The following is a 25,879-nucleotide window of genomic DNA, read 5'->3' on the forward strand; positions in this document are numbered from 1 at the left end:
ACTCATCGATGTGACAGATACACCCTGCCCGGCATCGAACTGAGCACCCAGTCAGCTAACGGGCGAAGCCGGCATTTGATAATTGTTTGCATTTGAACGTCAAGGCACTTAAGGATTGAAATGAAGTTTCTCTGCCCCTCGGACACGCTCGCACCCAACAGCAGCCTCGGTTTTACAATCGATGGCAGCCCGCTGCTAGTGGTACGCAGGGATGGCATCGCCTACTTCTATATCAACCGCTGCCCACATCGCGGTATTCCACTGGAATGGCAACCCGACCAGTTCCTTGACGACAGCGCCAGCCTGATTCAATGCGCCACCCACGGCGCGCTGTTCCTGATCGAGAGCGGCGAGTGCATTGCCGGCCCATGTGCAGGTAAAAGCCTCAAGGCCCTGCGCGGTCGCGAAGACGAGCAGGGCCTGTGGGTGGATATCTAGTCGAGCAGCACCTCTAAGCGCCGCTCCACACAAATCTCTTCGGACGTCACGCGCACCCCATACGCCAACACTTCCACACCGGCGGCCTTGGCCTCGCGCAAGGCCGCACCATAGGCGGCATCGATTTCCAGCGCGGGGCGCACGGCATCAATTCCCGAGAGGTTGACGCAGTACAACTGCACCGCCCGCACACCTTCCCGGGCCAGGTGCGCCAGCTCCCGCAGGTGCTTGGCGCCACGCTGGGTCACGGCATCGGGGAAGGCGGCAACCCGGGTGCCATCAAACCCCAGCGTGACGCTTTTGACTTCCACGTAGGCTGCGCCGTCGGGGTATTCCAGTCGAAAGTCGATACGGCTTTTCTCCTGGCCGTAAGGCACTTCCCGCTTCAACGCGGTGAACCCGTTCAGCTCAGTAATCACTCCTGCGCGCAGCGCCTCCTCAACCAGCTGATTAGCCCGCGCCGTGTTAACGCACGCCAACCGGCCCTGGGGTGTTTCGGCAATTTCCCAAGTGCCGGGCAGCTTGCGCTTGGGGTCATTGGAGCGACTGAACCAGACCTGCCCGCCTTCCACCATGCAGTTGAGCATCGAACCGGTGTTTGGGCAGTGAATGGTCAATAACTCGCCGGTAACGGTTTCGATATCGGTGAGAAAACGCTTGTAGCGGCGAATCAATCGGCCTTCTTCGAGGGGAGGATAAAAGCGCATCAGCCTTGCCAGCTCCGTAGACCTCGCTGGATACGTTCCACCGCCTCCTGTAGCCGATCAAGGTTTTGCGTGTAGGCAAAGCGCACATGATGGCCGGCTTGATAGCGACCAAAATCCAGGCCGGGCGTAAAGGCGACATGTTCGGTTTCGAGGAAATGGCGACAAAACGCGAAGGCATCTCCGCCGAACGCACTGATATCGGCATACAAATAGAACGCCCCTTCCGGCTCAACGGCAATCCCGAAGCCTAACTCGCGCAAAGCGGGCAGCAGGAAGTCGCGGCGCCGGCCAAATTCGGCGCGGCGCTCTTCCAGGATGCCCAGGGTTTGCGGGGTAAAGCAGGCGAGCGCCGCATACTGGGCCAGGGTGGGCGCGCTGATATAGAGGTTTTGCGCCAGCTTCTCCAGTTCGCCCACCGCAGCGGGCGGCGCGACCAGCCAACCCAGGCGCCAACCGGTCATGCCGAAATACTTCGAAAAACTATTCAGGACAAAGGCCTCATCGTCGACCTCCAGCACGCTGGCGGCGTCAGTGCCGTAGGTCAGGCCGTGATAGATCTCATCCACCACCAGATGGCCGTTGCGCGCCTTGATTGCAGCGGAAAGTTCGGCCAATTCATCGCGTGAAAGGACTGTGCCGGTAGGATTCGCCGGGGAGGCAACCAACGCGCCCACGCTGTCCTGATCCCAATGCCTGGCAACCAGGTCAGCGGTCAGTTGATATCGCACGTCCGGGCCCACCGGTACCAGTTGCGCGGCGCCTTCCACCAGTCGCAGGAAGTGCCGGTTACACGGGTAACCCGGGTCTGCCAGCAGCCAATGTTTGCCTGGATCCACCAGCAGGCTGCTGGCCAACAACAACGCTCCGGAGCCCCCAGGGGTGATCAGGATACGCTCGGGATCGACGTTCAATCCGTAGCGTTGCTGGTAGAAACCGCTGATGGCTTCACGCAATTGCGGCAGGCCACGGGCCGCTGTATAGCGAGTCTTGCCATTGGCCAATGCCGCGTGGCCGGCCTGGATGATCGGCTCGGCGGTGGTGAAGTCTGGCTCACCGATTTCCAGGTGAATCACATCATGGCCTGCCGCTTGCAGCTCATTGGCGCGCGCCAGCAACGCCATGACATGAAAAGGTTCGATGGCGCGACTGCGCGCACTGTAGGGCTGAGCCATTAGCCTTCCTTAACGGTGAGGACAAAATCAGGATTCTACCGAACCCTCGCGGTAAAACATGCTCTATTGCCTGCCCGGCCGTCCAAGATGAACCCGGCAAGCGCTTGCAAAACGACTAAAATCAACGTTCGGGACGATACATACCCCGCCACAGCGGGCTGCTGCAGTTTGCAACCCCCGCGTGACGGGCCTCGACAACCGGGAGTGGCGCGCCCTGAATCTATCTGGTAAGTTCGCCCGCTTGCAGCCGCAGGGCCGGCAGGTGTCGGTGACGTTGCAATCCTGCGCAATGGATTAGAAGAGTGAGAGGCGGTCTATTCATGTCCACCCAAGCAAAGCAGAACATCAGCGGCTTCCAACCCTACGTTGAATCGAAGGGCGAGGAATACATGGGCAAGCCCATGCGCGAGCACTTCTCCAAAATCCTGAAGCAGTGGAAGCAGGACTTGATGCAGGAAGTCGACCGCACGGTTGACCACATGAAGGACGAAGCAGCCAACTTCCCGGACCCGGCAGACCGTGCCAGCCAGGAAGAGGAATTCGCCCTCGAACTGCGCGCCCGTGATCGCGAGCGCAAGCTGATCAAGAAAATCGACAAGACGCTGCAACTGATCGAAGACGAAGAATACGGCTGGTGCGAATCCTGCGGTGTCGAGATCGGTATACGTCGCCTGGAAGCCCGCCCAACTGCGGACCTCTGCGTAGACTGCAAGACCTTGGCTGAAATCAAGGAAAAACAGGTCGGCAAGTAATCCAGCCGAACTGAACGAATGGGGCGTGCAAACGCCCCATTTTTGTTTCTGGGATTTACCGACTTCCAGTAGTATCCGGCCCATGACTGCCTCTACCTATATCGGGCGTTTCGCCCCCACGCCCAGCGGCCATTTGCACTTCGGCTCGCTGGTTGCCGCCCTCGCCTCCTACCTTGACGCTCGCGCCAACCATGGCCGCTGGCTGATGCGCATGGAAGACCTCGACCCTCCCCGCGAAGAGCCCGGCGCCCAGGCGGCGATCCTGCACGCCCTGGAGAGTTACGGCTTTGAGTGGGATGGCGAACTGGTCCGACAAAGCGAGCGGCATGACGCCTACGCCAAAGTACTGAACGATATGTTCAACCACGGCCTGGCTTACGCCTGCACCTGTTCACGTAAACAACTGGAGCCCTACGACGGGATTTACCCAGGCCTGTGCCGAAATGCTGGCCACGACCAGCAGGACGCCGCCATCCGCCTGCGTGTTCCCGAGCTGGAGTACCACTTTACTGACCGTGTACAAGGAGAATTCCGACAGCACCTGGGCCGTGATGTCGGCGACTTCGTCATCCGTCGCCGCGATGGCCTCTACGCCTACCAACTGGCCGTAGTGCTCGACGACGCCTGGCAAGGGATTACCGATATCGTGCGCGGCGCCGACCTGCTCGATTCCACGCCGCGCCAGCTGTACCTGCAAGAGCTGCTGGGCCTGCGCCAGCCGCGCTATCTGCACGTACCGTTGATCGTCCAGCCGGACGGTAACAAGCTGGGCAAATCCTATCGTTCCCCGCCGCTGAATCCCGATCAGGCGACGCCATTGCTGTTGCGAGCCCTGCGCGCCCTTGGCCAGCAACCTGGCACCGAACTGCTGCACGCCAGACCTCGGGAGCTGCTGGATTGGGGCATTGAGCACTGGGATGCCAGCAAGATCCCGCGCACACTGACCCTGGCCGAAGCGCAATTGAGCTGAAGGCGCTTGCAGCCTGCCAGCCATCCGTTACCATCGCGTAGGAGCGAGCTTGCTCGCGAAAAACTCCCAGGCAACACGTTTATCCAGGATGTACGCGTTTAGGTTAGCGCCCTTCGCGAGCAAGCTCGCTCCTACAGAAAACCGTTGCATTACCGCACTCTCAATCAAAGGCCAACATGTACATCTATCGATTGGTCCTGCTGCTGGTCGTCGGGATCTACCTGTTTTCCCCCGCCATCATGGATTGGTGGATCGACGCCACGGGCGCCTGGTATCGCCCCTATCTGCTGTGGCTGATCCTGATTGTCGTGACCTTCATCCTGCAGAGCCAAAAAGATGCCGATGAGCTTTAGCCTCACCCAGATGCTGCTGATCAGCGCCGCCTACCTGGCTGCACTGTTCGGTGTTGCCTGGATCAGTGAGCGCGGAATGATTCCGCGGGCGATCATTCGCCATCCGTTGACCTACACCTTGTCCTTGGGCGTGTACGCCAGCGCCTGGGCGTTTTATGGCACGGTGGGCCTGGCCTATCAGTATGGTTATGGTTTTCTCTCCAGTTACCTTGGCGTGTCCGGTGCCTTTCTGCTGGCGCCGGTATTGCTGTATCCGATCCTGAAAATCACCCGGACCTACCAACTGTCGTCCCTGGCCGACCTGTTTGCCTTTCGCTTTCGCAGCACCTGGGCCGGCGCATTGACCACCATTTTCATGCTGATCGGCGTGCTGCCCCTGCTGGCCCTGCAAATCCAGGCCGTGGCCGACTCCATCAGCATCCTGACCCGCGAGCCGGTGCAACACCGCGTCGCCCTGGCCTTCTGCGCGTTGATCTCGCTGTTCACGATTTTCTTCGGTTCACGCCATATCGCCACCCGCGAGAAACACGAAGGCCTGGTGTTTGCGATTGCGTTCGAATCGGTGATCAAGCTGATCGCCATCGGCGGCGTCGGCCTCTACGCGCTCTATGGCGTATTCGACGGCCCGCAACAGCTGGAGCTATGGCTGCTGCAGAACCAGACCGCCCTCGCCGCCCTGCACACCCCGTTGCAGGAAGGCCCATGGCGCACGCTGTTGCTGGTGTTCTTCGCCTCGGCCATCGTGATGCCGCACATGTACCACATGACCTTCACCGAGAACCTCAATCCGCGCTCGCTGGTCAGCGCCAGTTGGGGCTTGCCACTGTTCCTGCTGCTGATGAGCCTCGCGGTGCCGCTGATCCTGTGGGCCGGCCTGAAACTCGGGGCCACCACCAATCCTGAGTATTTCACCCTCGGTATCGGCATCGCTGCCAACAGCCCGGCCCTGGCGTTGCTGGCCTATGTCGGTGGTTTGTCGGCAGCCAGCGGACTGATCATTGTCACGACGCTGGCGCTCTCGGGCATGGCGCTCAATCACCTGGTGCTGCCGCTGTATCAGCCGCCGGCCGAAGGCAATATCTACCGCTGGCTGAAATGGACGCGCCGCGCATTGATCGTCGCGATCATCATGGCCGGCTACGGGTTCTACCTATTGCTGGGTGCAGGGCAGGACTTGGCAAACCTGGGCATTGTCGCGTTTGTTGCCACCTTGCAGTTCCTGCCAGGGGTGTTGTCGGTGCTGTACTGGCCGACCGCCAATCGCCGTGGGTTTATCGCCGGTTTGCTGGCTGGCATCCTGGTGTGGGTCGTCACCATGCTGCTGCCATTGGTCGGCAACCTGCAGGGGTTCTACATTCCGCTGCTGAACATGATCTACGTGCTGGACGACACCAGTTGGCACATGGCGGCGATTGCCTCGCTGGCCGCCAACGTACTGATGTTCACCCTGATATCGCTGTTCACCAACGCCAGCCCGGAAGAGACCAGCGCCGCCGAGGCGTGCGCGGTGGATAACGTGCGTCGACCGCAACGCCGCGAACTGCACGCGGCCTCGCCCCAGGAGTTCGCCACGCAACTGGCCAAGCCCTTGGGTGCCAAGGCTGCGCAAAAGGAAGTCGAGCAGGCGCTGCGCGATCTGTATCTGCCCTTTGACGAGCGTCGCCCATATGCGCTGCGTCGCCTGCGCGACCGCATCGAAGCCAACCTCTCCGGCCTGATGGGCCCCAGTGTGTCCCAGGACATGGTGGAAACCTTTCTGCCCTACAAGGCCGGCGGTGAAAACTACGTCACCGAGGACATCCATTTCATCGAAAGCCGGCTGGAGGATTACCACTCACGCCTCACCGGCCTGGCGGCCGAACTCGACGCCCTGCGCCGTTACCACCGCCAGACCCTGCAGGAACTGCCGATGGGCGTGTGTTCCCTGGCCAAGGATCAGGAGATCCTGATGTGGAACAAGGCCATGGAAGAGCTCACCGGCATCGCCGCGCAACGGGTGGTGGGCTCGCGCCTGAACACCCTGGGCGATCCGTGGAAGGAGCTGCTCCAGGGTTTTATCAATTTGCCCGACGAACATTTGCACAAGCAGCATCTGGCGCTCGACGGCCAGACGCGCTGGCTCAACCTGCACAAAGCCGCGATCGATGAACCGTTGGCCCCCGGTAACAGCGGCCTGGTGCTGCTGGTCGAAGACCTGACTGAAACCCAGATGCTCGAAGACAAACTGGTGCACTCCGAGCGCCTGGCCAGCATTGGTCGCCTGGCCGCGGGCGTGGCCCACGAAATCGGCAACCCGATCACCGGTATCGCCTGCCTCGCGCAGAACCTGCGGGAAGAGCGTGAGGAAGACGGCGAAATCATCGAAATCAGCGGGCAGATCCTCGAACAGACCAAACGCGTGTCGCGCATCGTGCAGTCGCTGATGAGCTTTGCCCATGCCGGCGGCCATCAGAATCTGGATGAGGCAGTGTGCCTGGCTGAAGTGGCCCAGGATGCCATTGGGCTGCTCGCCTTGAACCGGCGCAATTTCGAAGTACAGTTCTTCAACTTGTGCGACCCCGACCATTGGGTCGACGGCGACTCACAACGCCTCGCCCAAGTACTGATCAACCTGCTGTCCAACGCCCGCGATGCAACCCCGGCCGGCGGCGCGGTACGTGTCAAGACCGAGGCTTTCGAGCATACGGTCGATCTGATCGTCGAAGATGAGGGCAGCGGTATTCCACAGAACATCATGGACCGATTGTTCGAACCCTTCTTCACCACCAAGGACCCAGGTGAAGGTACCGGTCTGGGCCTTGCACTGGTCTATTCCATCGTTGAAGAGCATTATGGACAAATCACCATCGACAGCCCGGCTGACACCGAAAGCCAACGCGGCACCCGTATTCGGGTGACCTTGCCGCGTCATGTCGAAGCGACGTCCGCTGTGAACTGAGACCGTCGAGAGAATTGAATCAATGCCGCACATTTTGATCGTCGAAGACGAAACCATTATCCGCTCTGCCTTGCGTCGCCTGCTTGAACGTAATCAGTACCAGGTCAGCGAAGCCGGCTCGGTGCAGGAAGCACAAGAGCGTTTCAGCATCCCCACGTTCGACCTGATTGTCAGCGACCTGCGCCTGCCTGGCGCACCGGGTACCGAGCTGATCAAGCTTGGCCAGGGCACTCCGGTGCTGATCATGACCAGCTACGCCAGCCTGCGCTCGGCGGTGGACTCCATGAAGATGGGCGCGGTGGACTACATCGCCAAGCCGTTTGACCACGATGAAATGCTCCAGGCCGTGGCCCGCATCCTGCGTGACCGCCAGTCAGCCGTCAGTGTGCCTGCCGAACAACGCCCCGCCGGCAAAGCCATCAACGGCGCCGACAAACCGGGCGTCGACAACAGCAACGGCGAGATCGGCATCATCGGCTCCTGCCCGCCGATGCAGGACCTGTACAGCAAGATCCGTAAAGTCGCGCCGACCGACTCCAATGTATTGATCCAGGGCGAGTCAGGCACCGGTAAAGAACTGGTGGCCCGCGCCCTGCACAACCTGTCCAAGCGCGCCAAGGCGCCGATGATTTCGGTGAACTGTGCGGCGATCCCCGAGTCGCTGATTGAGTCCGAATTGTTCGGCCACGAGAAAGGCGCGTTTACCGGCGCAAGCGCAGGGCGTGCGGGCCTGGTGGAAGCTGCTGACGGCGGCACGCTGTTTCTCGATGAGATCGGCGAGCTACCACTGGAGGCACAGGCGCGATTGCTGCGCGTGCTCCAGGAAGGCGAGATTCGCCGTGTGGGCTCGGTGCAATCGCAGAAGGTCGATGTGCGCCTGATCGCGGCCACCCACCGCGACCTCAAGAGTCTGGCCAAGATCGGCCAGTTCCGTGAAGACTTGTATTACCGCCTGCATGTGATCGCCCTCAAGCTGCCGGCCCTGCGCGAGCGCGGCGCCGACGTCAATGAGATCGCCAGCGCGTTCCTGCTGCGCCAGAGTGCGCGCATCAACCGTACCGACCTGAAGTTTGCGCCAGACGCCGAGCAAGCGATTCGGCATTACTCTTGGCCGGGAAACGTGCGGGAGCTGGAGAATGCCGTTGAACGTGCGGTGATCCTGTCGGAAAGCCCGGAAATTTCCGCCGAGCTGCTGGGTATCGATATCGAACTCAGTGACTTGGAGGATGACGATTTCATCGGCCTGGCCCCGACACAAGGCGGCGGTAGCAATACCAGCCATGAGCCGACGGAAGATTTGTCCCTGGAAGACTACTTCCAGCATTTCGTCCTTGAGCATCAGGACCACATGACCGAGACCGAACTGGCACGCAAACTGGGCGTGAGCCGTAAGTGCCTGTGGGAACGGCGCCAGCGCCTGGGCATTCCACGGCGCAAGACCGGTGTGGCCAGCGAAAGCTGAGGGTGGGCCCCCACAGGTAACACCCACCGATGTGAAAAAACTGTTACCGCTGATTTTTCACGTAACAAAAGCCGGGGCTTACGGTAACGAAGCCCCGGCTTTTTTTGGCCCCTCAAAAACCAGAAACCACCTCAACCCCCCGGTTTTGCTGGTCGGCGCAAAAGTTGGCACGCACCCTGCTATATGCTTAGTACAAAAACAATAACAAGCTTTGTACAAGACAATAAAAATAAGACGAATCGACTCACGCATAACAAAAACAACACGGCGGAGGCGCAGCTAACTGATTCTTTTGGAGAGGCGTTGCATTTGGGGCTTGCCCCGCAACCAGGCCGAGAACAACAAAAACTGCCCTAAGGCAGAGCCTGAACTGGTTGGATCGTAGATCAGCAACACAGCGACCAAAGCAATCCGTTTGCTCTTGACTCCCGATTGGGAGTGTCATGAAGGTGAAGCTTCATGGCGAGGGCGATCAACAAAAACAAGAAGCCCGAAACCAATAATAAAAATAGAGCACGCAACTACTTCTGGGGGAGCTTCGGCTCCCCTTGTAGTTTCCGGGATTTGACGATTTAAGGCTTATGGCGCAAGGCCGGCAGCTTGTTCCTACACCATCCCCTGACTAAATGCTAGAATCCCGGCCCATCATGCGGTCATTCTTCGTTATGGCCGAACATTCCTTCAAACAGTGCATCCCATGCTGAAGAAGTTGTTCCAGTCATTCCGTTCTCCCTTGCGTCGTACGCAACACAAACGCAGCACGCCTGAAGTGCTCAATAGCAGCCAGCATTCGCTGCAACGCGCTCAGTTCAGCCGTTATGCGGTGAATATCGTCGAACGTTTGCAGAACGCCGGTTACCAGGCTTATCTGGTAGGCGGTTGTGTACGCGACATGCTGCTCAATATCACGCCGAAGGATTTCGACGTCGCCACCAGCGCCACGCCTGAGCAAGTGCGTGCCGAATTTCGCAATGCGCGAATCATCGGCCGCCGCTTCAAGCTGGTGCATATCCATTTTGGCCGCGAGATCATCGAGGTCGCGACCTTCCGTGCTGGCCACCCGCAAAACGATGAAGAGGAAGACACCAATCAGTCCTCTCGCAACGAGAGCGGGCGCATCTTGCGCGACAACGTCTATGGCACTTTGGAAGAAGACGCGCAGCGTCGTGACTTCACCATCAATGCCCTCTATTACGACCCGGTCAGCGAACGCATTCTCGATTACGCCAATGGCGTACACGACATTCGCAATAACCTGATCCGCCTGATCGGCGACCCGACGCAGCGCTATCAGGAAGACCCGGTGCGCATGCTGCGGGCCGTGCGCTTCGCCGCCAAGCTCAATTTCGGTATCGAGAAACACACTGCCGCGCCCATTCGCGAACTGGCACCGATGCTGCGGGAAATCCCCTCGGCGCGCCTGTTCGAAGAAGTGCTCAAGCTGTTCCTCTCGGGCTACGCCGCCGACACCTTCGAAATGCTCGTCGACCTGCAGTTGTTCGACCCACTGTTCCCGGCCAGCGCCGAAGCACTGGAACACAACCCGACCTATACACACACGCTGATCAGCGAAGCGTTGATAAACACCGATCTGCGCATCAAGCAGAACAAGCCGGTAACACCGGCGTTCCTGTTTGCCGCCTTGTTGTGGCCTGCCCTGCCCAAGCGCGTACTGCGCCTGCAGGACCGTGGCATGCCGCCGATCCCGGCCATGCAGGAAGCCGCTCACGAGCTGATCGCCGAACAGTGCCAGCGCATCGCTATCCCGAAACGTTTCACCATGCCGATCCGCGAGATCTGGGACATGCAGGAACGCCTGCCCCGCCGCAGCGGCAAACGTGCCGACCTGCTGCTGGACAACCCGCGCTTCCGTGCTGGCTACGACTTCCTGCTGCTGCGCGAAAGCGCCGGTGAGCAGACCGACGGCCTGGGCGAATGGTGGACCGATTACCAGGATGCCAATGACAGCCAGCGCCGCGATATGATTCGCGACCTCGGCAGCAAGGGTGATGCCGAAGGCGCTGGGCCGAAGAAGCGTCGTCGTAGCGGCACCAAGCGTAAACGCAGTGCGGCCGATGCCTCGGGCGCCGCGGGCGAATAAACGTGGAACGCATCTACATCGGCATGGGCAGCAACCTGGCTGCCCCGGATCAACAATTGCGCAGCGCTGTCGAGGCGTTGGCACAATTGCCAGACACTTGCGTCGCCGGCGTTTCCGCCTTTTACCAAAGTGATTCGCTGCTACCGGGCCAACCGCGCTACACCAACGCGGTTGCCGCCCTGGACAGCAGCCTTGCGCCACTAGAGCTGCTGGACGCGCTGCAAGCCATCGAAAACGACCAAGGCCGCGAGCGCCTGGAGCGTTGGGGCCCTCGCACCCTTGACCTGGACATTCTGCTGTTTGGCGATCGCCTGATCGACGAACCGCGCTTGAAGGTGCCCCACTACCAGATGCACCTGCGTGCATTTGTGTTGTATCCGCTGGCCGAACTGGCGCCTGCCGCATTGCAATTGCCGGATGGCGAACGCCTCAGTGCCCTGCTTGACGCCTGCCCGTTTGTCGGCCTGGAACGGCTCCCCGTTGCTGAATCGCGTCAGTAACAGCGGTAACACCGCCATCGTAACAATGCGGTAACACATCCAATTGACTTCCCGTGTCCTCCTCACGACTATAGGCGTCCCGCTGCCGCCAACCCGGCAATGAAGGGCGCAATCCAGGCCTTATAAGCACTGCTCTCAAGACAGTGCGCCTGTATAAACGAAGACTCACGCGCGTTACTCGCTGTTTCCAAGCGCCTGAACGAGGACCCTTTTCATGCCAGACATTACCCTGACCACCTTGCAGAGCCTCAAGCTCAAAGGTGAAAAAATCACCATGCTGACCTGCTATGACGCCACCTTCGCCCACGCCAGTTGCCAGGCCGGGGTTGAAGTGTTGCTGGTGGGTGACTCCCTGGGCATGGTTCTTCAAGGGAATGACAGCACGCTGCCCGTCACCACCGATGAACTCGCCTATCACACCGCCAGCGTCAAGCGCGGCAACGACGGCGCATTTATCATCGCCGACCTGCCGTTCATGGATTACGCCACAGTCGAGCAGACGTTCCACAACGCTGGCAAACTGATGCGCGCCGGTGCGCACATGGTCAAAGTGGAAGGCGCCGTATGGCTCGCCGAGTCGATTCGCCTGCTGGCTGAACGCGGCGTGCCGGTCTGTGCACATATGGGCCTTACGCCACAGTCGGTGAACATCCTCGGCGGCTACAAAGTACAAGGCCGCAACGAAGCCCAGGCGCGCCAGATGCGTGCCGATGCCATCGCCCTGGAACAAGCGGGCGTTGCGATGATCCTGCTCGAATGCGTACCCAGCGAACTTGCAGCAGAAATCACCCAGGCCGTTAAAGTGCCGGTGATCGGTATTGGCGCAGGCTCGGCCACCGATGGCCAGGTGCTGGTACTGCACGACATGCTCGGTTTGTCGATTACCGGCCGCGTACCGAAGTTCGTGAAGAACTTCATGACCGGCCAGGACAGCATCCACGCCGCCTTGAGTGCTTACGTCGCCGAAGTCAAAGGCGTGACCTTCCCAGGCGCCGAACACGGATTCTCTGCATGAACACCGTAAAAACCGTACGCGAGCTACGCGCCGCCGTCGCCCACGCCCGCAAGGCCGGCAAACGCATCGGCTTCGTGCCTACCATGGGTAACCTGCACAGTGGCCATGCCAGCCTGGTCAGCAAGGCTGTGCAGCAGGCGGACTTTGTCGTGGCGAGTATCTTCGTCAACCCACTGCAATTTGGCGCGGGCGAAGATCTGGACAAGTACCCACGCACCTTGGCAGCCGACCAGGAAAAGCTCCTGCAAGCCGGCTGTAACCTGCTGTTCGCGCCGACCGTCGAGGAGATGTACCCCGGCGGCACGACCGGCCAGACCCGCGTCAGCGTCCCGCAACTGTCCGAAGGTTTGTGCGGCGCCAGCCGTCCCGGGCATTTCGAAGGTGTGGCGACCGTGGTCAGCAAACTGTTCAACATGGTTCAGCCGGACATGGCTGTATTTGGCCAGAAGGACTACCAGCAACTGGCCGTGATTCGCGCCATGGTCCACGACCTGAACATGCCGATCCAGATCATTGGCGAGCCCACCGTGCGCGCCGATGATGGCTTGGCACTGTCCTCGCGCAACGGTTTTCTCAGCGAAGAAGAACGTGCGATCGCGCCGGTGCTGTACCGCAGCCTCAGCCAGATTGCCGCCGCCATCAAAAGCGGTGACCACGACTTCGCCAGGCTTCGCGCCGAACAGGTGCAGCAGATCGAGGCGGCCGGGTTGCGCCTGGATTACCTCGAAGTGCGCCAGGGCATACACCTGCGGACCGCCACGGCTGAGGATCGGGATATTGTGATTCTGGTGGCGGCCTTTCTGGGCACCACCCGCCTGATCGACAACCTGCACCTGAACCTCAACTGACCTCTCTGAACACCCCGCCGATTGCCCTGATCGCTGTGCCGGTATAAAAAAGTACCGGCCACAGCGCAGACAAAGCCAAGACATATCGACACGCTAGGTTTAATGTAATCGCCCGGCGCTATAGTTAGCGCTGTCTGGAACCCACTCCTTGAGATAAGACTGGATGTTCCGGGCTTTGAAGTGTCCTAAAGGCAGTCCCCGTAATAAAAGGAAACCCGCAGCGATGGCGTACTACCGCACTCCTCATGACGTTACCGCTCTGCCCGCCTGGCAAGCGCTCAATCAACATCGCCAAGCCATGCAGGATTTCAGCATGCGCGAAGCGTTCAATGCCGATCCTCAGCGCTTTTCCCAGTTCACGTTGAGCAGCTGCGGACTTTTCCTCGATTACTCGAAAAACCTGATCACCAGCGAGACCCGCGATCTGCTGGTGGGCCTGGCCAACGAGGTGGGTCTTAAAGACGCAATCAATTCGCTGTATGCCGGCGAACCGGTCAACTCCTCCGAAGGCCGCCCAGCCCTGCACACCGCCCTGCGCCGCCCGGTGGGCGACAAGCTGTCGGTCAACGGCGTGAATATCATGCCGGACGTGCACAAGGTGCTGAACCAGATCACTGACCTGGTCGGCCGCATCCACGATGGCCTATGGCGCGGTTACACCGAAAAGCCGATCACCGACGTGGTGAACATTGGCATCGGCGGCTCGTTCCTCGGCCCGGAACTGGTTTCTGAAGCGCTGTTGTCCTACGCCCACAAAGGCGTGCGCTGCCACTACCTGGCAAACATCGATGGCAGCGAGTTCCACGAACTGACCATGAAGCTGCGCGCCGAGACCACGCTGTTCATCGTCTCGTCGAAATCCTTCAACACCCTGGAAACCCTGAAAAACGCCCAGGCCGCCCGCGCCTGGTACCTGGCCCAGGGTGGCTCGGAAGCCGAGCTGTATCGCCACTTTATCGCCGTGTCGAGCAACAACGCGGCAGCCGTGGCCTTCGGTATTCGCGAAGAAAACATCTTCCCGATGTGGGACTGGGTGGGCGGCCGTTATTCGTTGTGGTCGGCCATCGGCTTGCCAATCGCCCTGGCCATCGGCATGTCCAACTTCAAGGAACTACTGTCCGGGGCCTACACCATGGACCAGCATTTCCAGAACGCGCCCTTCGAACAAAACATGCCGGTGCTGCTGGGCCTGCTGGGCGTGTGGTACGGCAACTTCTGGGGCGCACAGAGCCATGCGATCCTGCCGTACGACCACTACCTGCGTAACATCACCAAGCACTTGCAACAGCTGGACATGGAATCCAACGGCAAGAGCGTGCGCCAGGACGGCAAACCGGTGTCCACCGACACCGGCCCCGTGATTTGGGGTGGCGTAGGCTGCAACGGCCAACATGCTTATCACCAGTTGCTGCACCAAGGCACCCAACTGATCCCGGCCGACTTCATCGTGCCGATCGTCAGCTTCAACCCGGTGTCCGACCACCATCAGTGGCTGTACGCCAACTGCCTGTCCCAGAGCCAGGCACTGATGCTCGGCAAGACCCGCAGCGAAGCCGAAGCCGAGCTGCGCGACAAAGGCATCGCGGAAGACGAAGTGCAGAAGCTGGCGCCACACAAGGTCATCCCGGGCAACCGTCCGAGCAACACCCTGGTGGTGGAGCGCATAAGCCCGCGTCGTCTGGGCGCGCTGGTGGCCATGTACGAGCACAAGGTGTTCGTGCAGAGCGTCATCTGGGGCATCAATGCCTTCGACCAATGGGGCGTGGAGCTGGGCAAGGAGCTGGGCAAGGGCGTATACAACCGCCTGACCGGCGCCGAAGAAACCTTGGCCGAAGACGCTTCGACCCAGGGCCTGATCAACTACTTCCGCGGTCGTCACCGCGGCTGATGCAGGTATTACAGGGCCAACGTCCGTTTGGACGTTGGCCTTGAACCCTCCCTCTACTGAGTGCATCTTTATGACTTGTCGCAAAAACAAGAATAAGGATCGCTCATGTTCGATATCAGCACGTTTCCCACCGCCGATGCCGTCCGCCGGGCTGCGCAACTCAGTCAAGAGGACTACCAGCGCCTCTATCGCCAATCCATCGAACAGCCGGACACGTTCTGGGCCGAACAGGCCAAGGGCTTTCTCGACTGGATAACGCCGTGGCACACCGTCCAGCAGTCAGACATCAAGACCGGCGCCGCCCAATGGTTTGCCGGTGGCCAGTTAAACGTCAGCTACAACTGCATCGACCGCCACCTGGCGCAACGCGCCGATCAGCCGGCCTTCATCTGGGAAGGCGATGATCCTGCAAAATCCTGCAAAATCACTTACCGCCAACTGCACCAAAACGTCTGCCGCCTGGCCAATGTGCTGAAAAGCCGTGGCGTGAAGAAAGGCGACCGGGTGTGTATCTACATGCCGATGATCCCGGAAGCGGCCTACGCAATGTTGGCCTGCACACGGATTGGCGCGCTGCACTCGGTGGTATTTGGCGGGTTCTCACCGGATGCCTTGCGCGACCGCATTCTGGACGCCGACTGCCGCACGGTGATCACCGCCGATGAAGGCGTGCGCGGCGGTAAGCCGGTGGCGCTGAAACAGAATGTCGACAAGGCCCTGGCGAGTTGCCCCAACGTCCGCACGGTGCTGGTAGTACAACGCACCGGCGCCCAAGTGAATTGGAGCGAAGGCCGCGACCTCAAGTATCAACAGGCCTTGGATGCGGCGAGCGACGATTGCCCTCCCGAACCGATGGACGCCGAAGACCCGCTGTTTATCCTCTACACCTCCGGCAGCACCGGCAAACCCAAGGGCGTGCTGCACACCACGGGCGGCTACTTGCTCCAGGCGGCAATGACCTTTAAGTACGTGCTCGATTACCGCGACGGTGAGGTGTTCTGGTGCACCGCCGATGTGGGCTGGGTCACCGGCCACAGCTATATCGTGTATGGACCGTTGGCCAATGGCGCTACCTCGCTGATGTTCGAAGGTGTGCCAAGCTACCCGGACAGTTCGCGCTTCTGGCAGGTCATCGATAAACATCAGGTGAACATCTTCTACACCGCCCCTACCGCCTTGCGTGCCTTGATGCGCGAGGGCCACGCCCCGTTGGAGACGACCTCCCGCGCCAGCCTGCGCCTGCTCGGCAGCGTGGGCGAACCGATCAACCCGGAAGCCTGGGACTGGTACTTCAACGCTGTGGGCGAACAGCGTTGCCCTATTGTCGATACCTGGTGGCAGACCGAAACCGGCGGCATCATGCTCAGCCCATTGGTCAGCGCCCAACGGATCAAACCGGGTTGCGCCACCCAGCCGATGTTTGGCGTACAGCCCGTGCTGCTGGATGAACAAGGCAAGGTCATCAACGGCGCAGGCAGCGGTGTGCTGGCGATCAAGGCCAGCTGGCCGGGGCAGATTCGCAGCGTGTACGGCGACCCGCAGCGCATGGTCGACACCTATTTCAAACCCTACCCTGGCTACTACTTCACGGGTGATGGCGCGCGCCGTGATGAAGACGGCGACTACTGGATCACCGGGCGTATCGACGATGTGATCAACGTGTCCGGCCATCGTATTGGCACGGCCGAGGTAGAAAGTGCGCTGGTGCTGCATGACCAGGTGGCCGAGGCCGCCGTGGTGGGCTACCCCCACGATGTCAAAGGCCAGGGCATCTATGCCTTCGTCACCCCCATGAATGGCGTCGAACCCAGCGACGCACTGAAAAAACATCTGCTGGAGTTGGTCAGCAAGGAAATCGGCAGCTTTGCCAAGCCGGAACTGATCCAATGGGCACCGGCGCTGCCGAAAACCCGATCCGGCAAGATCATGCGCCGGATTTTGCGCAAGATTGCCTGCAACGAACTGGACAGCCTGGGTGACACCTCGACCCTGGCCGACCCCAGCGTCGTCGACGGCCTGATCGACAAACGCCTGAACCGCTAGGAAACCCGAGTCGCCATGGAATTTATCCGCAGCCGTATCGAAACCCAACTGATGAGCCTCACCGGCTTGTCACTGGGCCAACTGGACCTGGAAAACCCCAAGGGCGATCCAGGCCTGTTCGGGCCGGACTCGGTCTGTTGGCAAGTCCATGGTGACTTCAGCAGCATGCTCATCGGCGGCATCAGCGCCTTGATGCTGCAAGCCTTGCACCCATTGGCCCTGGCCGGCGTGTGGGACCATTCGAACTTTCGCCAGGACATGCTCGGGCGCCTACGCCGTACTTCGCAGTTTATCTCCGGCACTACATTCGGCTCGCGCAAAGACGCCGACTGGCTGATCGAAAAAGTGCGCACCATTCACTTGCAAGTGATCGGTCATGCGCCGGATGGACGGCCGTATGCGGCCAGCGATCCGGAGCTGCTCACCTGGGTGCATGTGGCAGAGGTCAGCAACTTTCTCGCCGCTCACGTGCGCTATCGCAACCCGAGTCTTTCGGGCCACGATCAGGACCGTTACTACAGCGAGATCGCCCTGGTGGCGGAGCGCCTGGGTGCGCGGAATGTGCCACGCTCAAGGCAGGAGATTTCCGATTATCTGGCGCGCATCCGCCCGCAACTGCTGTGCGACGACCGCAGCCGTGAAGTGCTGCGCCTGCTACTGAACGCCCCCTCCCCCAGTGCGCTGGCCAAGCCATTTGGTGCGTTGATGATGCAAGCCGGAATCGACCTGCTGCCGGACTGGGCCAGCGCCATGCTCGATCAGCACCAGAACCCGCTGCAACGCCAGATGATTCGCACCGGGGTCAGGCGCAGCGCGCCGTTGCTGCGCTGGGCAATGCGCAATGGTTCGGTGCAGCGTGCACACCGGCGGATGGGGTTGATGTAGGCGGTAGCCCATAACTGTTAGACTTCGCGCCCTCATTTCCCCAGCAAGGCGCGCTCCATGTCTCCCTTGAATCAGGCGCTGCGCGCCGCCCTCGATCATCGCCAAGACCTGATCAACGAGCTGCACGCCCAGGGCACCGACTGCTATCGGCTGTTCCATGGCAGCCAGGAAGGCGCCGGCGGCCTGACCATCGATCGCTATGGCCCGCAGTTACTGGTGCAAAGCTTCCATCAGTCGCTGGAAACCGCCGACCTGCTGGACCTGCATCAACTGATCAACCAGTACATGGGCCTGGAGTTGCTGCTGGTATATAACGATCGCTCCCGCGGTAACTCGCGGGTCGATCGCGAAGATTCGGTGTACCGCGCCGAGCCTGCCGCGCTGGAAGACCTGGTGGGCCACGAATGGGGCCTTAATTACCGTGTGCGTGGGCGCCACGCCGGTCAGGACCCGCTGCTGTTTCTTGACCTGCGCAATACGCGCGGCTGGGTCAAGGACCACAGTGCCGGCAAGAGCGTACTGAACCTGTTTGCCTACACCTGTGGCGTAGGCCTGAGCGCAGCGGCCGGCGGAGCGCGCGAGGTGTGTAACCTGGACTTCGCCGAGGGTAACCTGGCGGTCGGGCGTGAGAACGGCGTGCTCAATCCCCAGCTTCCAACCATGGAGTTCGTGCAATCGGACTACTTCCCGGCGATTCGCCAATTGGCCGGACTGCCGATCACTCAGCGTCGTGGGCAGAAACTGCCGAGCTATCCACGCCTGGAGCAGCGCCAATATGACCTGGTATTGCTTGATCCCCCTGCCTGGGCCAAAAGCGCCTTCGGTACCGTCGACCTATTGCGCGACTACCAGAGCCTGCTCAAGCCTGCGCTGCTCGCTACTGCCGACAATGGCGTGCTGATCTGCTGCAACAATCTGGCAAAAGTCAGCATGGAGGATTGGCGTGAACAGGTGCTGCGTTGTGCGGAAAAGGCTGGGCGTCCGGTGCGGGATTGGAAAATCATGACGCCTGGCGCGGACTTTCCTTCACAAGATCAACAGCCACCGCTGAAGACTCTGATACTTCAACTGTAAGAAGCATCCTAAAGGCCCGGTTCTTCGGAACCGAAAACCCGTGCCATACTCCAAGGCACTCCTGTTTGACATAGATGGCGCCGCCCCATGCCCAAAGGATTGATTCGCGCCGCTGGCGCCTTGTTGACCGCCCTCGCGTTGTACAGCTTGCTGGGCTTTCTGATTTTGCCTGGCATCGCTCTTCGCGTTGCCAACCAACAGTTGGCCAATTACGCCACGGTGCCGGCACGCATCGAACGGATCGAACTTAACCCGTTAAGCCTGGAAGTAACGGTATGGGGCTTGAAGATCGGCGAGCCCGGTAAGGAACAGGTAGGTTTCGAACGGCTTTACGCCAACCTGCAGGTCGATAGCCTGTGGACCCGCGCCCTGCACCTGGCTGATGTGCAACTGGACAAGCCCAAGACCGAGTTGTTGTTCGACAAATCAGGCCAGCTGAATCTGGCGCAGTTGTTCAAGCTGCCACCGAGCGAGCCTACCCCTGCTAACCCCGACGCCAAACCGTTCCCGCTGCGTGTCGACAGTATCAAGCTGACCAGCGGTTACGTGCATTTTCAAGACTTGCGCCCCAGCGAACCTATCGAATTCCTCTACGACACCCTCGACTTCGAGCTGAAGAACCTCAGCACCCTGCCGGAAGACAATGCCGACATGACCCTGGTGGCCGCCGGTCCTGAAGGTGGGCAGATCGACTGGAAAGGCAACTTCAGCCTGGTGCCGATCACCTCCGAAGGTACGCTGAAGGTCACCGGCGGCAAGATGAAAGCCTGGTGGCCTTATGTGCGTGACGCCTTGCCACTGGTGCTTGAAGACGGCGTGCTCAACTTCAGCACCGCGTACAAGTTCTCCCTGGCCAAAGAGACCGAACTGAACCTGACCAACACCGCCGCCAGCATCGCGCCCTTTGCCATCAAGGCGCCGGGTGGCCGCCCATTGGTGCGCCTGGAACGCCTGGACGTCAGCGAAACGACGATCGACCTGGCCAAGCAGCAAATGGTGGTCGGCAAAATCCGCAGTAACAAGCTGGAAACCTGGGCAGCCCGTGAGGCCGACGGGCAACTGGACTGGCAAAAGCTGTTCGCCAGTCAACCGAACAAACCGGCCAAGGCGCCGGAGCCTGCCAGTGCACCCGCCACTGCAGACTCGCCAAAACCTGAACCGGTCGCGCCCAGCAAACCTTGGCAAGTGCTGCTCAAGGATGTGCAACTGCGCAATTATCAGGTGCACTTGGCCGACCGCCAGGCCAAACCGGCCGTCGCACTGGAACTGGGCCCGCTGAACGTCGACGTGCAGAACTTCGACAGTCTCAACCAGAGCCCGTTTACCCTGAAGGTCGACACCGGCCTGGGCAAGCAGGGCAAGATCCAGGCAACCGGCGTGGTCAATCTCAACCCGGTCAGCGCCAAGCTGAAGGTCAACACTCAAGACATCGACCTGCGAGTGGCCCAATCCTATATCAGCCCGTTTATTCGTTTGGAACTGCGTAGCGGCATGCTTGGCAGCAACCTGGACGTGAACCTGAAAAGCACCGATCCCCTGGCGCTGCAGATCACCGGCCGAGCGCAGGTCGATCAATTGCACACCCTGGACACCCTTAAGACCCGCGACTTCCTCAAGTGGCAACGACTGGTGCTGGAGGGCGTGAACTACCAGCACGGCGATAGCCTGTCGATCGACAAGGTCAACCTGTTGCAGCCGTATGCGCGCTTCATGATCAACGATGATCGCACCACCAACGTCGATGATCTCTTGATCCCACAGCCGGCCAGCAGTGGCACCCAGTCGGCGGCAAAACCGACCAGCAAAGACAAACCTCTGGGCATTCATATCGGGCAGATTGCGATCAACGACGGCTCCGCCAACTTTGCCGACTTCAGCCTCACACCCAACTTCGCCACTGCCATCCAACAGCTGAACGGGCAGATCGGCACCATCGACAGTCGCCAAGCCAAACCGGCCAGTGTGGATATCAAAGGGAAGGTCGATCGCTACGCGCCCGTTACGATCAAGGGCAGCGTGAACCCGTTTGATCCGATGGCCGCACTGGATATTGCCACCAGCTTTAAACGTGTCGAGCTGACCACCCTGACGCCCTACTCTGGTAAGTTCGCCGGTTTCCGGATCCGCAAGGGCCGCCTCAACCTCGACCTCCACTATGTGATCATCAAAGGCCAGTTGAAGGCCGAAAACAAAGTAGTGGTCGAGCAACTGCAACTGGGTGAAAAAGTCGACAGCGCCGACGCCGTGGACTTGCCGATTCGCCTGGCGATCGCCCTGCTTAAGGACAGTGACGGAAAGATCTCTATCGAACTGCCCGTGACAGGGGATTTGAACAATCCGCAATTCAGCGTGATGCCGATCGTGTGGCAGACCCTGCGTAACTTGGTGGTACGCGCCGCTACGGCGCCATTCAAGTTCATTGGTGGGCTGGTAACCGGAGGGGGTTCGGAGGACTTGGGTAATGTGTCGTTCGCGGCGGGCTCCAGCGAATTGAACAAAGACGCCGAGGACGCCCTGGGCAAGCTAGCCAAGGCGCTCAAGGAACGCCCTACCCTACGCCTGGAAATCGAAGGCACGGCCGCTGCCAGCAGTGATGGCCCGTTCCTGGCCGGTCAGCGCCTGGAACGTGAATACCAATATAACTACTACAAAATCTTGCAGCGCCGTGGCGATAAAGTCCCGGCCCAGGCATCGTTGCTTGTGGTCCCTGAGAAGGAAAAGGCACCGTTGCTGGAAGGCATTTACCGCACCCGCCTCAAACAACAACCACCGGCCGAATGGAAAAACCTGAGCGATGAAGACCGTACCGCGAAACTGCGTGACGGGGTGATCACGTTCTGGAGTTCCAGTGATGTGCTGCTGCGTCAACTGGGCCAGGACCGCGCAAGCACGATCAAGGATTACCTGGTGGACAAAGGCCAGCTGGAAGATGACCGGGTGTACTTTATTGATGCCAGCCTGGGCCAGGCAGAGAAAGATGGCCGTGTCGTGACCCCAATGCACTTGGATGCCGAGTAATCAGCCATCCACATGGATCAAGGTGTGGGAGCAAGCCCCACCTTTGATCTTTATCCGATTCAGGTTTGTTCCAGCCCACAATAGAACAGGCCCCGACACAAGTGCCGGGGCCTGTAATGACCACATCCGTGTGGTCGGTCGCATGAACCCTTGAGGTGCATTAAGTGGATATCTGACTCACCCGTTGCCGCCTCTGTCTAGTTCAGACGAATCGTTAAGCGTTACTCTGCTTTCAGGCCATCGGCCGATACAGCTTTAACGCCTTTGATTTTCTTGGTGATATTCACCGCGGTGGTTTTCTGTGCTTCGGTCACTGCAACCGAAGAGGACAGGGAAACTACGCCTTTGTTGGTTTCGACTTTGATGTCGGTGCCAGGAATACCTTTCTCGGTAACCAGGTCAGCTTTCACTTTGGTGGTGATCCAGGTATCGGAGGTTGCGCCCTTGGCATCAGCAGCTGCGCTTTTGGTTTTGTCGATGCCGTCGGCCTTGGTAGCGCCGCCAGCCAGCAGGCCGTCAGCAGAAACGGCAGTTACACCTTTAATGCGCTTGGTGATTGCTACGGCGGTAGCTTTTTGCGAATCAGAGATTGCAACGGTCGAAGACAGGGAAACCACGCCTTTGTTGGTTTCAACCTTGATGTCCGAACCAGGAATGCCTTTTTCAGTCAGCAGGTCAGCTTTGACTTTGGTGGTGATCCAAGTATCCGAAGTGGATTCTTTAGCCTTGGTCACTTCACCAGCGGCCAGGGTCATTGGAGCTTGGGAAGTCTGAGCAAAGGCCACGTTAGCACCCATGGCCAGGGTCAGAGCGGTAGCAGCAGCGAAAGCGAACTTCTTCATACGAGTAACTCCTGTTTTATAAAAAGTCTGCAGCGTGTAAACCTTGATGCTGCAGCGTTAACAGGGTTATTGCAGGCAGTGTGCCAAGTCCTGACACTCAATTAAATCCTTAAAAAACAACAAGTTACGGAAACAGCAAATTTTCGAAATCGTGCAAGTTGCATGAAGTCGATCGTGCCTGCATGCAAGTTGCGGCTTTTAGGATTTACTAAGCGCCTGATTTATCGGTACTTTCCCATGAACATAAAAAAAGGACTCCGAGGAGTCCTTCTTTTCAGCGTGAGCCACGGGGTGATTAAACGCCCGAAGCCTTGGCTGCTGCTACGTCCTTGATGGAGAGCTTGATACGGCCGCGGTTGTCCACGTCCAGTACCAACACTTCCACTTCCTGGCCTTCTTTCAGAATGTCGGTCACTTTCTCAACGCGAGCGTCACTCAGCATGGAGATGTGAACCAGACCGTCTTTGCCCGGCAGGATGTTGACGAATGCGCCGAAGTCGACGATGCGCTCAACCTTACCGACGTAGATCTTGCCGATCTCAGCTTCAGCGGTGATGCCCAGGACGCGCTGACGCGCAGCTTCTGCAGCTTCCTTGGTTTCGCCGAAGATCTTGATCGAGCCGTCGTCTTCGATGTCGATCGAAGCCTTGGTCTCTTCACAGATCGCACGAATGGTCGCGCCGCCTTTACCGATAACATCGCGGATTTTGTCGGTGTCGATTTTCATCGCGATCATGGTCGGAGCATTTTCCGACAGTTCGGTACGCGACTGACCAATGATCTGGTTCATCTGACCGAGGATGTTCAGGCGCGCTTCCAGGGCTTGGCCCAGGGCGATCTCCATGATTTCTTCGGTGATACCTTTGATCTTGATGTCCATCTGCAGCGCGGTAACACCTTTAGCGGTACCGGCTACTTTGAAGTCCATGTCGCCCAAGTGGTCTTCGTCACCCAGGATGTCGGTCAGGATGGCGAACTTCTCGCCTTCTTTAACCAGGCCCATGGCGATACCGGCAACCGGCGCCTTCATCGGCACACCCGCGTCCATCAGAGCCAGGGAAGCACCGCAGACCGAAGCCATGGAGCTGGAACCGTTGGACTCGGTGATTTCCGACACCACACGAATGGTGTACGGGAACACGTCAGCAGCAGGCAGCATGGCCTGAACCGAACGACGGGCCAGACGGCCGTGACCGATTTCGCGACGACCAGCGCCACCCATGCGACCACACTCGCCCACCGAAAACGGAGGGAAGTTGTAGTGCAGCATGAACGGGTCTTTCTTCTCGCCTTCCAGGGTGTCCAGCAGCTGTGCGTCACGGGCAGTACCCAGGGTCGCAACGACCAGTGCCTGGGTTTCACCACGGGTGAACAGTGCCGAACCGTGAGTCTTCGGCAGAACGCCGACTTCGATGTTCAGCGGACGAACGGTGCGAGTGTCGCGGCCATCGATACGCGGCTTGCCGTTAACGATGTTTTCGCGAACGGTGCGGTATTCGATTTCACCGAACGCTGCTTTGACTTCGCTGGAAGAAGGCTGGCCTTCTTCGCCGGACAGCTTGGCAACAACCTGGTCCTTCAGCTCACCCAAGCGAGCGTAACGATCGGCCTTGACGGTGATGGTGTAGGCGTCGGAGATCGCTGCGCCGAACTCGGAGCGGATAGCGCCCAGCAGTTCGGTGGCTTCGGCTTGCGGAGCCCAGGCCCAAGTAGGCTTGGCAGCTTCGGCAGCCAGTTCTTTCACAGCGTTGATCACAACCTGGAACTCGTCGTGAGCAAACAGTACGGCGCCCAGCATCTGGTCTTCGGTCAGCTCTTTGGCTTCCGATTCAACCATCAATACGGCTTCCGAAGTACCCGCAACGACCATGTCCAGGCTCGACGCTTTCAGCTGCTCGTAAGTCGGGTTCAGCAGGTAACCGGTGCTTTCGTGGAAAGCAACGCGGGCTGCGCCGATCGGGCCATCGAAAGGAATACCGGAGATGGCCAGGGCAGCCGAAGTACCGATCATCGCAGCGACGTCAGGATCGGTTTTCTTGCTGGTGGAAACGACGGTGCAGACAACCTGCACTTCGTTCATGAAGCCTTCTGGGAACAGCGGACGGATCGGACGGTCGATCAGTCGGGAAGTCAGGGTTTCTTTCTCGGAAGGACGGCCTTCGCGCTTGAAGAAACCGCCAGGGATCTTACCGGCAGCGTAAGTCTTTTCCTGGTAGTGAACAGAAAGAGGGAAGAAGCCTTTGCTTGGGTCGGCGTGCTTGGCGCCAACAACGGTCACCAATACGGTAACGTCGTCGTCAACGGTAACCAGCACTGCGCCGGAGGCTTGACGGGCGATACGGCCTGTCTCGAGGGTAACGGTCGACTGACCGAACTGGAATTTTTTGATAACCGGGTTCACGGTGTCCTACCTTCTTTGTGGCTCTTGGGGAACTTGTCTTCTTGCGAAATTCTTGGGCAATGTCGGGAATCGGCCCAACCCTTGTCCAGGGGTAAAACGTGTATCCAGATAAAACTTGAGGCTGGGAGCCTACCATGGGCCAGCGGGAATCCCACTGACACACGGCAGACAACCAACCTCTAGCGCAATCGCTGATTAGCGACGCAGACCCAGGCGACCGATCAGAGCCTGATAACGACCCAGATCCTTGCCTTTCAGGTAGTCCAGCAGCTTACGGCGCTGGTTTACCATGCGGATCAGACCACGACGGGAGTGGTGATCTTTACCGTTGGCCTTGAAGTGACCTTGCAGCTTGTTGATGTTGTGGGTCAGCAGTGCAACTTGCACTTCTGGCGAACCAGTGTCACCAACAGCTTGCTGATAGTCAGCTACGATTTGTGCTTTTTCTTGAACGTCGAGAGCCATGAGGCAA

General features: G+C 59.4%; 20 protein-coding genes. 15 read left to right on the forward strand and 5 right to left on the reverse strand.

Annotation, left to right across the window (positions count from 1 at the left end; genetic code table 11):
• Nucleotides 1–120 precede the first annotated feature (120 nt).
• The gene (locus tag AD670_RS22905) at nt 121–438 is read left to right on the forward strand and encodes a Rieske (2Fe-2S) protein (protein WP_053137734.1); all 318 of its coding nucleotides are present in this window, start codon (nt 121–123) and stop codon (nt 436–438) included.
• Here the strand turns inward: AD670_RS22905 and sfsA are convergent.
• Nucleotides 435–1,145, reverse strand: a complete 711-nt coding sequence (gene sfsA / locus AD670_RS22910) for a DNA/RNA nuclease SfsA (protein ID WP_053137737.1) — start codon at nt 1,143–1,145, stop codon at nt 435–437. The genes AD670_RS22905 and sfsA overlap by 4 nt on opposite strands.
• A complete protein-coding gene (locus AD670_RS22915; protein WP_053137739.1) occupies nt 1,145–2,317 on the reverse strand; it encodes a pyridoxal phosphate-dependent aminotransferase in 1,173 nt (390 codons plus the stop codon). The genes sfsA and AD670_RS22915 overlap by 1 nt, the downstream gene beginning before the upstream one ends.
• Nucleotides 2,318–2,637: 320 nt before the next feature.
• Between AD670_RS22915 and dksA the strand changes: the two genes are divergently transcribed.
• The 14 genes from dksA to AD670_RS22985 all read left to right on the forward strand — a co-directional run bounded on the left by dksA (nt 2,638) and on the right by AD670_RS22985 (nt 22,164).
• Nucleotides 2,638–3,069 (forward strand): RNA polymerase-binding protein DksA, encoded by a 432-nt coding sequence (gene dksA / locus AD670_RS22920; protein ID WP_053137742.1) that lies wholly within the window; start codon nt 2,638–2,640, stop codon nt 3,067–3,069.
• Between the two features lie 82 nt (nt 3,070–3,151).
• Nucleotides 3,152–4,039 (forward strand): tRNA glutamyl-Q(34) synthetase GluQRS, encoded by an 888-nt coding sequence (gluQRS, locus tag AD670_RS22925; RefSeq protein WP_053137745.1) that lies wholly within the window; start codon nt 3,152–3,154, stop codon nt 4,037–4,039.
• 176 nt (nt 4,040–4,215) lie between these two features.
• Nucleotides 4,216–4,392 carry a hypothetical protein gene (locus tag AD670_RS31535; RefSeq protein ID WP_003176118.1) on the forward strand — a complete coding sequence of 59 codons (177 nt, stop codon included), beginning with the start codon at nt 4,216–4,218 and terminating at the stop codon, nt 4,390–4,392.
• Nucleotides 4,376–7,330, forward strand: a complete 2,955-nt coding sequence (locus tag AD670_RS22935; RefSeq protein ID WP_172681518.1) for a sensor histidine kinase — start codon at nt 4,376–4,378, stop codon at nt 7,328–7,330. Before AD670_RS31535 ends, AD670_RS22935 begins: the two co-directional genes overlap by 17 nt.
• A 22-nt stretch (nt 7,331–7,352) precedes the next feature.
• Nucleotides 7,353–8,792 (forward strand): sigma-54 dependent transcriptional regulator, encoded by a 1,440-nt coding sequence (locus AD670_RS22940; RefSeq protein WP_053137751.1) that lies wholly within the window; start codon nt 7,353–7,355, stop codon nt 8,790–8,792.
• 697 nt (nt 8,793–9,489) lie between these two features.
• On the forward strand, nt 9,490–10,893 hold the full coding sequence (locus AD670_RS22945; protein ID WP_053137753.1) for a polynucleotide adenylyltransferase PcnB: 1,404 nt from the start codon (nt 9,490–9,492) through the stop codon (nt 10,891–10,893).
• Between the two features lie 2 nt (nt 10,894–10,895).
• Entirely contained in the window at nt 10,896–11,393 is a 498-nt protein-coding gene (folK, locus tag AD670_RS22950; RefSeq protein ID WP_053137756.1) for a 2-amino-4-hydroxy-6-hydroxymethyldihydropteridine diphosphokinase, read from the forward strand.
• 214 nt (nt 11,394–11,607) lie between these two features.
• Entirely contained in the window at nt 11,608–12,408 is an 801-nt protein-coding gene (gene panB, locus AD670_RS22955) for a 3-methyl-2-oxobutanoate hydroxymethyltransferase (RefSeq protein ID WP_053137759.1), read from the forward strand.
• Nucleotides 12,405–13,256, forward strand: a complete 852-nt coding sequence (gene panC, locus AD670_RS22960; protein WP_053137762.1) for a pantoate--beta-alanine ligase — start codon at nt 12,405–12,407, stop codon at nt 13,254–13,256. The genes panB and panC overlap by 4 nt, the downstream gene beginning before the upstream one ends.
• A 223-nt stretch (nt 13,257–13,479) precedes the next feature.
• Nucleotides 13,480–15,144 (forward strand): glucose-6-phosphate isomerase, encoded by a 1,665-nt coding sequence (pgi, locus tag AD670_RS22965; protein ID WP_053137765.1) that lies wholly within the window; start codon nt 13,480–13,482, stop codon nt 15,142–15,144.
• Nucleotides 15,145–15,249: 105 nt separating this feature from the next.
• Nucleotides 15,250–17,187 carry an acetate--CoA ligase gene (gene acs, locus AD670_RS22970; protein ID WP_053137767.1) on the forward strand — a complete coding sequence of 646 codons (1,938 nt, stop codon included), beginning with the start codon at nt 15,250–15,252 and terminating at the stop codon, nt 17,185–17,187.
• A gap of 15 nt (nt 17,188–17,202) precedes the next feature.
• A complete protein-coding gene (locus AD670_RS22975) occupies nt 17,203–18,072 on the forward strand; it encodes an oxygenase MpaB family protein (RefSeq protein WP_053137770.1) in 870 nt (289 codons plus the stop codon).
• A gap of 57 nt (nt 18,073–18,129) precedes the next feature.
• Nucleotides 18,130–19,146 (forward strand): class I SAM-dependent rRNA methyltransferase, encoded by a 1,017-nt coding sequence (locus tag AD670_RS22980; protein WP_053137772.1) that lies wholly within the window; start codon nt 18,130–18,132, stop codon nt 19,144–19,146.
• A gap of 87 nt (nt 19,147–19,233) precedes the next feature.
• Nucleotides 19,234–22,164, forward strand: a complete 2,931-nt coding sequence (locus AD670_RS22985; RefSeq protein WP_053137775.1) for a DUF748 domain-containing protein — start codon at nt 19,234–19,236, stop codon at nt 22,162–22,164.
• Between the two features lie 221 nt (nt 22,165–22,385).
• On the opposite strand, the gene AD670_RS22990 is transcribed toward AD670_RS22985, so the two are convergent.
• The 3 genes from AD670_RS22990 to rpsO form a co-directional block, all read right to left on the reverse strand.
• Nucleotides 22,386–23,006 (reverse strand): BON domain-containing protein, encoded by a 621-nt coding sequence (locus AD670_RS22990; protein ID WP_053137778.1) that lies wholly within the window; start codon nt 23,004–23,006, stop codon nt 22,386–22,388.
• 295 nt (nt 23,007–23,301) lie between these two features.
• Nucleotides 23,302–25,407, reverse strand: a complete 2,106-nt coding sequence (pnp, locus tag AD670_RS22995; protein WP_053137781.1) for a polyribonucleotide nucleotidyltransferase — start codon at nt 25,405–25,407, stop codon at nt 23,302–23,304.
• A gap of 195 nt (nt 25,408–25,602) precedes the next feature.
• Nucleotides 25,603–25,872 (reverse strand): 30S ribosomal protein S15, encoded by a 270-nt coding sequence (gene rpsO / locus AD670_RS23000; protein ID WP_003176135.1) that lies wholly within the window; start codon nt 25,870–25,872, stop codon nt 25,603–25,605.
• Nucleotides 25,873–25,879 lie beyond the last annotated feature (7 nt).

It is taken from the genome of Pseudomonas sp. MIACH, from assembly GCF_001269925.1.
In the GTDB taxonomy this organism is placed as follows: Bacteria; Pseudomonadota; Gammaproteobacteria; order Pseudomonadales; family Pseudomonadaceae; genus Aquipseudomonas.